Origin of the sequence: Sorangium sp. So ce302 (assembly GCF_051530145.1) — a bacterium.
Classification (GTDB): domain Bacteria; phylum Myxococcota_A; class Polyangia; order Polyangiales; family Polyangiaceae; genus Sorangium; species Sorangium cellulosum_B.
This window is the reverse complement of sequence record NZ_CP150326.1, coordinates 5,997,792-6,010,156: the sequence shown is the minus strand read 5'-3', so window position 1 is coordinate 6,010,156 and position 12,365 is coordinate 5,997,792. Positions and strand designations below refer to the sequence as shown.

Below are 12,365 nucleotides of genomic sequence, written 5' to 3'. Positions count from 1 at the left end.
GCACAAATACTGAAAAATATCACCACGGACGAATCGATGTTCCGATTTCGGTGGTGACTCGGGGGCAGCGATCTAGACATAATCCGCCCATGGTGCGCTTGTGCGAGAACACCGTCCGTCCTGTCTGCTCGACGCGAGCAGCAGCGGCGGCGGGCCGGCCGAGCGCCCCGGCGAGGTGAGATGCTCTCCGCGACCTGTTCCGTGAGCCAGCCGATCTACGTCGACTCGAGCATCGAGGTGTTCGAAGGAACCTGGGGTGACGAGCGCAAGCCTGCTGTCTTCAAGGTCCTGAAGAGCGAGTTCCCGAGCGCGCGTGAGCTCGCGGCGCTCCGGCACGAGTACAACGTGCTCTGCGCGCTCGACGTCGAGGGCGTCGTCAAGGCCTACGGGCTCGAGAAGCACAGGAACGGCCTCGCGCTCGTGCTCGAGCGGCCGAGCAGGACGACGCTGCACGACATCCTGCGCGCCGGCCGGCTGGAGCTCAAGGCGGCGTTGACGATCGCCCGCTCGGCGGCCCGGGTCCTCGACGAGTTCCACCGCCGCAAGGTGATTCACAAGGACATCAAGCCGCACAACCTCCTCGTCGACCCGGACACGCTCGAGGTCCATTTCGTCGGCTTCGGCATCGCGACGCTCCTCCCGCAGGAGACGCAGCAGGCGATAAGCCCCGAGGCGCTCGAGGGGACGCTCGCGTACATGTCGCCGGAGCAGACCGGCCGGATGAACCGCGTGATCGACCGCCGCACCGACCTCTACTCGTTCGGCGTGACCCTCTATCAGATGCTCACCGGCGTCCTGCCGTTCACCGGCAGCGACCCGCTCGATCTCATCCATGGCCACATCGCGCGGACGCCGGTGCCGCCGCCCGAGCGAGTCCCGGGCGTGCCCGACGCGGTGTCCCGGATCGTGATGAAGCTCCTCGAGAAGAACGCGGAGGACCGGTACCAGAGCGCCTTCGGGCTCTTCGCCGATCTCGACGCGTGCCTCCGCCAGCTCTCGACCTCGGGCGCCGTGGCGCCCTTCGCGCTCGGCCTGCGCGACATCCCCGATACGCTGCGCATCCCGCAGAAGCTCTACGGCCGCGCCGAGGAGGAGCGCGCGCTGCTCGCCGCCTTCGAGCGCGCCGCCGGCGGGGAGGGCGAGCTCCTGCTCGTGTCGGGGTACTCGGGCATGGGCAAGTCGGCCCTGGTGAACGAGATGCACAGGGCCATCACCCAGCGAGGCGGCTACTTCACCGCAGGCAAGTTCGAGCAGCTGAACCGCGGTGCGCCGTACGCCTCGCTCGCGCGCGCCTTCCGGGAGCTCCTCCGGCACATCCTCACCGAGCGACCGGAGCAGCTCGCGCGCTGGAGCGCGGCGCTCGGCCGCGCGGTCGGGAGCACCGGCCAGCTCCTCGTCGACCTCATCCCGGAGCTCGAGTGGATCATCGGCCAGCAGCCCCCGGTCCAGCAGCTGCCGCCGGCGGAGGCGCAGGGCCGCTTTCACGCGATCTTCAAGGCGTTCGTCCGCGTCTTCGCGACCGCCGAGCACCCCCTCGTCCTCTTCCTGGACGATCTGCAATGGGCCGATCCGGCCTCGCTCAAGCTGCTCCAGGTCCTGGCCGCCGATCCAGAGCGCGGCCACCTGCTCCTCCTCGGCGCCTTCCGCGACAACGAGGTGTACGCGGCCCACCCGCTCCGCGTCGCGCTCGACGAGATCGAGAAGGCGGGCGCGCCGCTCCGCGAGCTCAAGCTGAGGCCGCTCGCCCTCGCCGACGTGATCGCGCTGCTCTCGGACGCGCTCTCCGCCGCCCGCGCAGACGTCGAGCCGCTCGCCCGCGTGGTGTTCGACCGGACCCAGAGCAACCCGTTCTTCGTGCGGCAGTTCCTGGGCTCGCTCCACGCGGAGGGCCTGCTCCGCTTCGAGAAGGGCGCCTGGACGTGGGATCTCGACGGCATCCGGCGGCGCACGGTCACCGACAACGTCGTCGACTTCATGGCGCGCAAGATCGAGGAGCTCGAGCCCGAGCTCGTCCGCGTCCTCCGCCTCGCGGCCTGCATCGGGCACGAGTTCGACCTGCGCACCCTCGCGGTCATCAGCGAGCGGCCGGCGCACGAGACCGTGTCCGCGCTGTGGATGATCCTGCAAGAGGGCCTGATCGCGCCCGTGGACGCCGACTACCGCCTCGCGCACGCGACCGACGACGAGGCGCAGACCGGCGTCGACTGGCGCGTCACCTACCGCTTCCTGCACGACCGCGTCCAGCAGGCGGCGTACTCGCTCATGAGCGAGGATCGCAAGCGCGAGATCCACCTCAGGATCGCGCGGCTCATGCTCGCCAGCTGCGAGGGCGCCGCGCGGGACGAGGCGCTCTTCGACATCGTCAACCACGTCAACATCGCGGCGTCCATCGTGACCTCGCCCGCGGAGCAGGCCACGGCCGCCGAGCTGAACCTCGCCGCCGGCAGGAGGGCCAAGGCCGCCACCGCCTACGAGGCGGCGGCCGGCTATTTGCGCGCGGGGCTCGGGTTTCTGCCCCACGGCGGCTTCGACGACCACTACGAGCTCGCCCTCGCGCTCCACAGGGAGCGCGCCGAGGTCGAGTCGCTGTGCGGCGCCTTCGAGGAGGCCGAGCGGCTCTGTACCGCGGCGCTCGCGCGCGCCCGGACGGCCATGGACAAGGTCGCTGTCCTCCTCGTCCAGGCGAACCAGTACCTGCTCCAGTGGCGCAATCACGAGGCGACCCTGGTCCAGAAGGCCGGCCTCCGGCTCCTCGGCTGTCCGATCCCCGAGGCCCGGGAGGAGGTCGCCGCGCTGCTCGAGCAGGAGCTCCAGGCGGTGCCCGTCCTCCTCGGCGCGCGCAGCATCGAGGAGCTCGCCCGCGCCCCGAGGACGACGAGCCCCGAGCACCCCGTGACGCTGGAGCTGCTCGTGAACCTGTTCTTCGGGGCCTACAACTCGAGCGACCAGACGCTCGCGAACCTCGCCATCGTGAAGATGGTGACGCTCTCGCTGCAGCACGGAAACAGCGATATGTCCGCGTTCGGATACGTCGCGTACGGCATGGTGGTCGGGCCGTTGCTCGGCGAGTACGAGACGGCGTATCGGTTCGGCAAGATGGCCGTCGAGCTCGCAGACCAGCTCGACAACCTCGTGCTCCGGGCCAAGACCTACCACATCTTCTCCGCGGACGTGCACAGCTGGACGCAGCCCCTGCGGAAGGCAGATCCCTATTACGACCGGGTCTACGACCTCGGGCTCCAGGCCGGCGACTGGACGGCCATGGGGTACATGATCAGCCAGAGCGGCTCGGACCGGCTCACCTACGGGATGAACCTCGCGGAGCTCTCGCAGCTCACCGAGACGCACCTCGCGTTCCTGCAGCGCGCCCGCAGCCATGACATCATCGATATCCTCCTCGCGGGCGTGATCCAGCCCCTCAGGTGCCTGCAAGGGCTGACGAGGGGCCGGTTCAGCTTCGACGACGACGGGTTCGACGAGGCGTCCTACGCGGCGAAGCACGGCGGCTCGCCCTACCACATGGGGTGGTTGTATTACGCCAAGATCCGGAATGCCTACCTGTTCGGCGACAGGGCGAGCTTTGCCGATCTGATGCCGAAGCTCGCCGTGATCGAGGGCGCCTTGCCGACGCACGCCAAGGTGCCCGAGGCGACGTTCTACGCGGGCCTCATGCGGATCGCCGCGTGGGAGAGCGCCGAGGGCGCGGGGCGGCGGGAGCACGAAGCGCACCTGCTGCGGCTCCTCGGGCGGATGAAGCGCTGGGCCGACGCCGGGCCGGACAACGTGCTTCACAAGCACCTGCTCCTGCTCGCCGAGCAGGCCCGCGTCGAGGGGCGCAGGGCCGAGGCGATGGACCTGTACGAGCGGGGCATCGAGGCCGCGCGGCAGGCCGACTACATCAACAACCAGGCGCTCGGCAACGAGCTTTACGGCAGGTTCTGGCTCGCCCAGGGCAGGGTCGAGTTCGCGCACATCTTCCTGCGCAAGGCGGTTTACCTGTACGAGCGCTGGGGGGCGACCGAGAAGGCCAAGGCGCTGCGCGAGGAGCTCGCGCCGGCCGACCCCTCGGCCCTGGGCCAGCCTCTTCCGCTCTCGCCGACCGGCACCGCGGTCCAGGGCCTCGTCGCGGGGGAGAGCTTCGATCTCGCCACGGTCCTCAGCACCGCCCAGGCCATCTCGAGCGCGATCGTGCTCGACAAGGTGATCGAGCAGGTCTTGCGCAGCGTGATCAAGAGCGCCGGGGCGAGCCGGGGGTTCCTCATCCTCGCGCGCGGCGAGGTGCTGACGATCGAGGCGATGATCGCGGTCGGCCCCGACACGGTGAGCCTGGGCCTCTCGATGCCCCTGGAGGCGCGCCTCGATCTGGCCCGCTCGGTCGTGCATTACGTGGCGCGCTCGCGCGAGGCGCTCGTGATCGGGCGCGCGGACGACGACCCGCGCCTCGCCGGCGATCCGCACGTGATCGCGCGCCGGCCGAAATCGATCCTGGGCTTGCCGCTCCTGCACCAGGGCCGGCTGAGCGGGGTGCTGTACCTGGAGAACCACCTCGCGGAGCACGCGTTCACCGCCGATCGCATCGAGCTCTTGCGGCTCCTGTCCTCGCAGGCGGCGGTGGCGGTCGAGAACGCGCTGCTCTACGCGGACCTCTCGGCCGTGAGCGCCGAGCTCCGTGAGGCCAACGAGCGGCTGGAGCAGGAGGTGAAGGAGCGGACGGAGGAGCTCTCTCTGGCCAACGTGCGCCTCTCCGCACAGAGCGCCGAGCTCCGGGACGCCAACGTGCGCCTGTTGCACGAGCTCGGCGAGCGCGAGCGCGCCGAGGCGGCCCGGGCCGAGCTGCAAGAGGAGGTGATCCGGTTCCAGCGGGCGAAGATCTCCGAGCTGTCGACCCCGCTCGTGCCCATCACGAGCGACGTGATGGTCATGCCGCTCATCGGCACGCTGGACGAGGAGCGCGCGCACGACGTGCTCGAGACCCTGCTCGACGGCGCGACGAGGAGCGGCACCCGCACCGTCATCATCGATGTCACGGGGATCAAGGGGGTCGATCAGCGCGTGGCGAACGCCCTGCTCAAGGCGGCGAACGCCCTCCGGCTGCTCGGGGTCCAGGCGGTGCTGACGGGCATCCGCGGCGAGGTCGCGCAGGCGCTCCTCCGGCTCGACATCGACATGTCCCGCATCGTGATCCGCGGGACGCTGCAGGGCGGGATCGCCTACGCCGTCGGCCGATCGGGCGGCATGAGCGCGCTGGGCACGCGGCGCTAGGGGGGGCGAGAGGCGCGTGGCGATCTGCGCGTCGAATCGTGTAGACACGTCTGGAGCGGATCGCGCATCATGAGCTGGCCAGTTGACCGGGGATTCCAGCTGTGTCGTGGCCCGTGCGGCGGCACGAGGCGTATGGGCCCGTCGCGCGAGGCGGCTCGTGCCGGGTGGACGGGTGGAGGGGAGAGCGCATGTTGAAGAGCATCGGTCGGTTCATCGTCGGGGTGTGCGTGGCGGCGGGGCTCGCGACCCTGGGCTGCGACAACGGCGGCGCGCCGGCGGCGGGGGGCAAGCCGAAGCTCGCCTACATCACGAACGGCGTCGCCCCGTTCTGGACCATCGCCGAGAAGGGCGTCATCGACGGCGCGAAGGAGCACAACGTCGAGGTGAGCGTCGTGATGCCGAGCGACGTGAACGACCAGCTGCACCGGGTCGAGGATCTCCTGATCCGCGGCGTCGACGGCATCGCGATCAGCCCGATCGACGCGGAGAACCAGGTCCCGCTGCTCAACAAGGCGGCCGCGAAGACGAAGCTCATCACGCAGGACTCGGACGCTCCGAAGAGCGATCGCATCGTGTACATCGGCATCGACAACTACGTCGCTGGCCGGATGGCGGGGCAGCTCGTGAAGGAGGCGATCCCCGGCGGCGGCAAGGTGGCCATCCTGGTCGGGCGGCTCGAGGGCGACAACGCCCGCAAGCGCCGTCAAGGCGTGCTCGACGAGCTGCTCGATCGCCAGGACAATAGCGCTGGGAACGACCCGCTCAACCAGGAGCTGAAGGGGGCGAAATACACCATCGTCGCGACCCTGACCGACCAGATCGACGCCGCCAAGGCGAAGAGCAACGCCGAAGACATGATGTCGGCGCACCCGGACCTCGTGGGCCTGATCGGCCTGAACGCGTACCACACGCCCGCCCTGCTCGAGGCGGTGAAGCAGGCGGGGAAGATGAGCTCGATCCAGGTCGTCGGCTTCGACGAGCAGGACGCGACGCTGCGCGCGATCCAGGACGGCGAGGTGGTCGGCACGGTGGTGCAGAATCCGTACATGTACGGCAAGGAGTCGGTGCGCGTGCTCGCGGCGCTCGTGCGGGGGGATAACTCCGTCGTGCCCCAGGACAAGTTCATCTCCCTGCCGGCCCGGCAGATCCGCAAGGGCAACCTGGACGAGTTCTGGGCCGATCTGAAGCAGAAGGCGGGCAAACAACAGTGAGCCCGGCGTCGGGCAGCGCGGCGCCCGCGCGGCGCGCGCCCCGGGCTGGCGACGCTCGACGCGCTGACGCGAATGACAGCCTCCTCGCCTGAACCGGACGCGACGCCGCTGCTCGAGGCGCGCGGCCTGACCAAGCGCTTCCCCGGCGTGCTCGCGCTCAGCGGCGTGCACCTCGCGCTCGGCCGAGGCGAGGTGCTCGGCATCGTCGGCGAGAACGGCGCTGGCAAGAGCACCCTCATGAAGATCCTCGCCGGCGTCGAGGCGCCCGACGCCGGCGAGATGCTCTTCGACGGGCGGCCTGTCGCGCTCGGCTCCGTCAGGGAGGCGCTCTCCCGCGGCATCGCGCTCATCCACCAGGAGCTCAACCTGGCGGACAACCTCGATGTCGCGGCCAACATCTATCTCGGCCGGGAGCCGCGGCGGGGCGGCTTCATCGACGAGGGCAGGATGGAGCGGGAGGCGCGGGCGATCATGGCGCGCGTCGGCCTCGCGTGCTCGCCGCGCGCGCTCGTCGGCGGCCTGTCGCTCGGGCAGCGGCACCTTGTCGAGATCGCGAAGGCGCTCTCCGCGAACGCGCGGGTGCTCATCATGGATGAGCCCACGTCGTGCCTGTGCCCGCACGAGGCCGAGGCGCTCTTCCAGGTGGTGAGGGAGCTCCGCGCGGGCGGGATCAGCGTCGTGTACATCTCTCACCGCCTCGGCGAGGTGAGGGCGCTCTGCGATCGCGTGCTCGTGCTGCGCGACGGCGAGAACGCGGGCGAGCTCGCGCGCGGGGAGGAAATGAGCCACGAGCGCATCGTGAGGCTGATGGTGGGCCGCGATCTCTCGCAGTTCTATCCGCACGTGCCGAACCCGCCCGGCGAGCCGGTGCTCGAGGTCTCCGGCCTCCGGACGCCGAGGCACCCCGAGCGAGCGCTCTCCTTCACGGTGCGCGGCGGGGAGATCGTCGGCGTGGCCGGGCTCCTCGGCGCGGGGCGCACGTCGCTGCTCCGGACGCTGTTCGGCGTCACGCCGGCGGCCGGAGGCGCCGTCCGCGTGGCCGGGCGGGCGATCACGCCGCGCGCCCCGCGAGACGCCATCGCCGCCGGGATAGGCCTGGTCCCGGAGGACCGCCAGCAACAGGGCATCATCCTGGAGATGGCGATCCGGGCGAACGTGAGCCTCCCGAGCCTCCGCGCGGCGCAGCGCTACGGCGTCCTCGACCGCGCGGGCGAGCGCCGGATGTCGGCGCAGACGATCCGGGAGCTCGGCGTGCGGACGCCGAGCGACGTGCAGCCGGTGCAGCACCTGTCCGGCGGCAACCAGCAGAAGGTCGTCATCGGAAAGTGGCTCTCGATGTCGCCGCGCGTGCTGCTCCTGGACGAGCCGACCCGCGGCATTGACGTCGGCGCCAAGCACGAGATATACCAGCTGATGGAGCGATTGGCAGCGAGCGGCATGGCCACCCTGTTCGTCTCCAGCGACATGGAAGAGGTGATAGGCATGTCCGACCGTGCGCTGGTGATGCACGAGGGGCGCATCGCCGGCGAGCTCGGCCGCGCCGAGCTGAGCGAGGAGGCGATCATGCAGCTCGCGACCGGCAGCGACGCCGCGGCGTGACGCGGCGTGACCAGGAGCCATCGAGGCCAGAGAGCATGTCTGTGACGACGACACATGACCTCGGGGCGCGCGGCGCCGCGCCGGCTGCGCTGCTCGTGCCCACCACGCGGCGGAAGGTGCTCGGCGTCTTCTGGCTCCTCCTCGCTGTGTCGCTCGGCACCGCGCTCCTGAACGGGAGGTTCCTCCTCGCGGAGAACCTCGAGAACCTGATCCGGAGGACGGCGCTGTTCGGCATCCTCAGCATCGGCGCGGGCTTCGTGATCATCACGGGCGGCATCGACCTGTCGATCGGCTCGGTCGTGGCGCTCGCCGGCTGCATGCTGCCGTGGCTCCTCTCGGTGCAGCACTGGCCGGCCTCGCTGGCGGTGCCCGTGCTGCTCGGCATCTCCCTCTGCATCGGGCTCGCGCACGGGCTGCTCATCACGAAGCTCCGGCTCCAGCCGTTCGTGGTGACGCTCTGCGGGCTCCTGCTCTACCGGGGCACCGCGCGCGGGATCTCCGGCGATCAGACGCAGGGGTTCGGCGTCGGGTTCGAGTCGCTGCGCTACCTGTCGGTTGGCACCCCGCTCTCGGTCCCCGTGCCGTTCCTCTCGTGGATCTCCGAGGGGCGCTTCAGCCCCTACGCGGTGCACCCGTTCACCGGCGTGAAGACGCAGCTCGCGCCGATCACGTGGATCGACATCCCGATGCCGTTCCTCTTGTTCCTCGCGATCGCGGTGGCGGCGTCGATCTTCCTGAACCGCACCGTCTACGGCCGCTATCTGATGGCGCTGGGCCGCAACGAGCAGGCGGCCCGCTACAGCGGGGTCGATACCGACAGGATGACGATCCTCGCGTATGTCCTCTGCTCGGTGCTCGCCTGCTTCGGGGGCATGCTGTTCGCGCTGGAGGTCAACTCGGCCCAGCCGGTCGATTTCGGCAATTTCTACGAGCTGTACGCGATCGCCGCGGCCGTGCTGGGCGGCTTCAGCTTGCGCGGCGGCGAGGGCGCGGTGCTGGGCGTCATCCTGGGCACCGCCCTCATGCAGGTGCTGCGCAACGCCATCAACATGCTGGGCGTCCCGACCCAGATCGAGTTCGCGGTCATCGGCGCCGTCATCCTGATCGGCGTCATCGCGGACGAGGTGGTCAAGCGCTACGCGGCGGCGAGGCGCAAGCTGGTTGGCGCGTGAGCTGATGAGCTCGCGGCGGCGAGGTCGACGCCGCGCTCCGTCGAGCCCGCGACGCGAGCTGCGCTGTTTGCGTCGATCGCCCTGCCGCGTGATGGTCTCGGTGCTGGTGGATCCGCGTCGACACGGCGCATAGAGCGCAGCGTCGCTGTCCTTGCCAGGAGCTCGGCATGGCGGCGCGCAGGTGCGCGCAAGCGCGCGAAGATCGCGTGCTACGCTACAGCATTGCTGGCGTCCCACGCGGAGCCGGAGCGAAGTGAGCGCAGGGGGCCCGGGCCGCGATCCGCCAGTTCCACGTAAAAACATCAACCAACTCGCTGGCTTACGGTAGCCGTGGAGCGGTCTTCACGCGACGGCCACCCGATGGAAGGGGAATGGCGTGATGCTGAAGCGCATTTCTTGTGACACTGCAATTATTTGCCTGGCACTCGGGCTCGCGGGCTGCGCGCTCGACACGGATGCAGAGGAGCCGATGGCCGGGGAGTCCGCTGTCCCGTTCCCGTTCGGCACCGTCGGCAGGGCCCCGTCGAAGGCAGAGGCCCTGAAGGCGCTCGGCGCAGGCATTGCCGCCAAGGGGGTCGGGGTACCCTCTGTGTGGGGACCTGCTGGGAAGTCCTTCCTCGGCACCTCGACGACCGCGGCCTCGAGGGTCTACTTCACCGGTCATCGCGGCGTCGTGTCCGAGGTGTTCTATCCGGTGCTCGACACCGTGAACACCGTCGATCTGCAGTTCCTGGTGGGGGACACGGCGAAGACCTTCGTCGACGAGGAGAAGCAGCAGAGCTTCACCGTGACCCAGCCGGACAAGCGGTCCATGCGCTGGCAGGCGACGACGACGAACAGCGCCCACAACTGGCGGATCACCAAGACCGTCTTCACCGATCCGGGGCGCCACGCGTTGATCCAGCGCGTCCGGTTCGACGCCCTGGGCGGCAGGAACGTCACCCAGTTCAACCTCTACGTGCTCCACAACCCGGCGATGGACAACTCCGGGGCCGGCGACACGTCGAGGACCGTCGAGGCAGGGGGGCGCACGCTGCTCGTCGCCTCGGAGAACAGCCGCGCCTCGGCGCTCGCCGCGTCGCGCCCATGGAAGGTGGTGAGCGGCGCGCCGATGGTGTCGAGCGGCTTCGTCGGCGAGTCGGACGGCTGGACCGACCTCCTCGGCGGGAACGTCGACAGGACGATGACCTGGCGAAACGATCTGGCGAGCGGCGGCAATGTGGCGCAGATGGGCTGGATCGACCTCGGCGCGAGCGCCGTCACCAGCGTCTCGTTCGACGTCGTGCTCGGCTTCGGCGCGACCGAGACCGAGGCGGCCTCCACCGCGAACGCGACGCTCGGCAGCAGCCTGAGCACGCTGCAAACCACCTACGACAACGGGTGGAAGACCTACGCGGCCGGGCTCAGCAGCCAGAGCGCCACCGCCGACGACCAGTATTACCTCGCGGCGATGTCGCTCAAGGCGATCCAGGACAAATCGAACGGCGCCATGATCGCGGGGATGGGCACGCCCTGGGGCGAGACCAACGGCGACGGCAACAACGGCGGCTACCACCTGGTCTGGGCGCGCGATCTGTTCAAGTTCGCCAGCGCGCTGGTGACGGCCGGCGACACCGCGACCGGGACCTCGGTTGTCAACTACCTGTTCAACACCCTGCAGCAGTCGAGCGACTGCGGCGCCGCCGAGTACGACGCGCCGGGCTGCCCGCAGGGCTACAGCCGCGTCGGCCGCTTCCCGCAGAACGCCTGGGTCAGCGGCTGGCAGTACTGGCAAGGCACGCAGATGGATGAGCAGGCGATGCCGATCATCCTCGCGTGGCGGCTCGGACCTTCCGTCTACAACCCGCTGTGGAAGAAGATCAAGAGGACCGCCGACTACATCGTCAACACCGGCCCATGGACCCAGCAGGAGCGCTGGGAGGAGAACGCCGGGTACTCGCCGTCGACCATCGCGGCGGAGATCGCGGGCCTCGTCTGCGCCGCGACGATCGCCCGCGCGAACGGCGACACCACCAGCGCGGCGCGCTACATGGCCGCCGCCGACGCCTGGCAGCAGGGCGTCGACCGCTGGACGTTCACGACCACGGGGTACCACGGCGACGGCCGGTATTACCTCCGCATCAACCCCTCTGCGCGGGGCAACACGGGCAGCGGGCCGCAGGTGTACAACCCGGTGTCCGGGCCGGACGCGGCGGTCACCTTCACGATCGGCAACGGCGGCGGCACGCACGACCAGCGGTACATCGTCGACGGCGGGTTCCTCGAGCTCGTGCGGATGGGGGTGAAGCGGGCCGACGATCCCTCGATCGTCGCGACGCTGCCCGAGTACGACGCCATCCTGAAGCGGACCATCGCCGGCAAGGGGGACGCGTGGTTCCGCTACAACTACGATGGATACGGCGAGAAGAACGACGGCGGCAACTTCGACGGAAACGGCGGCCGGGGCCGGCTGTGGCCCATCTTCACGGCCGAGCGCGGCATGTTCAAGATCGCCAGCACGGGTGTCGGCGCCGACGGCAACCCTTACCTGACCGCGGTGAAGGCGTTCTCGACGCCCCAGGGCTTCATCCCAGAGCAGGTATGGAGCGAGACGACGGACGTCACCGGTTGGTCCGTCCAGAAGCCGGCGAACGTCGCGGCGGGCACCCCGACGAGGTCGATGAGCCCCCTGAACTGGGCGATGGGCGAGTACATCAGCCTGGTGGCGTCGATCCGGGCGGGCAGGGTCGTCGATGTCCCCTCGGTGGTCTGCGGCCGCTACAACGCGTGTGTGGTGCCGCCCGGCTCCGGCGAGGCAGGCGTCACGGTCAACGTCACCGCGACCACCTTGGTTGGCCAGCACATGTACGTCACTGGCAACACCGCGGCGCTCGGCAGCTGGAACACCGATCTCGGCGTCCCGATCGATCCGCGCAGTTACCCCGTGTGGACGAACCGCGTCAACCTGCCGGCCAGCAGCGCGTTCCAGTACAAGTACTATCGCAAGAACGCCGACGGCACCGTGACCTGGGAGAACCTCCCGGGCGGCGGCAATCGCACGATGAGCACGCCCGCGTCCGGCGGGACGCTCACGCTCGACGACACCGTGAGCTGGTGAGCCAGGCGCGGCGCGCGGGCGAGC

The 12,365-nt window shown here is 69.8% G+C and carries 5 protein-coding genes; all 5 read left to right on the top strand.

The features are described 5' to 3' along the window. Nucleotides 1–201 precede the first annotated feature (201 nt). The 5 genes from WME73_RS22740 (at nucleotide 202) to WME73_RS22720 (ending at nucleotide 12,341) form a co-directional block, all read left to right on the top strand. On the top strand, nucleotides 202–5,262 hold the full coding sequence (locus WME73_RS22740; protein ID WP_437747473.1) for an AAA family ATPase: 5,061 nt from the start codon (nucleotides 202–204) through the stop codon (nucleotides 5,260–5,262). Between the two features lie 188 nt (nucleotides 5,263–5,450). Continuing rightward, nucleotides 5,451–6,473, top strand: a complete 1,023-nt coding sequence (locus tag WME73_RS22735; protein ID WP_437747472.1) for a sugar-binding protein — start codon at nucleotides 5,451–5,453, stop codon at nucleotides 6,471–6,473. A gap of 72 nt (nucleotides 6,474–6,545) precedes the next feature. After that, nucleotides 6,546–8,072 (top strand): sugar ABC transporter ATP-binding protein, encoded by a 1,527-nt coding sequence (locus WME73_RS22730; RefSeq protein WP_437917031.1) that lies wholly within the window; start codon nucleotides 6,546–6,548, stop codon nucleotides 8,070–8,072. A gap of 35 nt (nucleotides 8,073–8,107) precedes the next feature. Further along, nucleotides 8,108–9,244 (top strand): ABC transporter permease, encoded by a 1,137-nt coding sequence (locus WME73_RS22725; protein ID WP_437917030.1) that lies wholly within the window; start codon nucleotides 8,108–8,110, stop codon nucleotides 9,242–9,244. Nucleotides 9,245–9,713: 469 nt separating this feature from the next. Beyond that, nucleotides 9,714–12,341: a glycoside hydrolase family 15 protein gene (locus WME73_RS22720; RefSeq protein WP_437917029.1), complete on the top strand. Its 2,628-nt coding sequence runs from the start codon at nucleotides 9,714–9,716 to the stop codon at nucleotides 12,339–12,341. Nucleotides 12,342–12,365 lie beyond the last annotated feature (24 nt).

What these genes read in the sequence shown, in the direction of transcription:
- WME73_RS22725 (WP_437917030.1), top strand. Translation starts at nt 8,108, where the DNA reads ATGTCTGTGACGACGACACATGACCTCGGGGCGCGCGGCGCCGCGCCG.
- WME73_RS22730 (WP_437917031.1), top strand. Translation starts at nt 6,546, where the DNA reads ATGACAGCCTCCTCGCCTGAACCGGACGCGACGCCGCTGCTCGAGGCG.
- WME73_RS22735 (WP_437747472.1), top strand. Translation starts at nt 5,451, where the DNA reads ATGTTGAAGAGCATCGGTCGGTTCATCGTCGGGGTGTGCGTGGCGGCG.
- WME73_RS22720 (WP_437917029.1), top strand. Translation starts at nt 9,714, where the DNA reads ATGGCCGGGGAGTCCGCTGTCCCGTTCCCGTTCGGCACCGTCGGCAGG.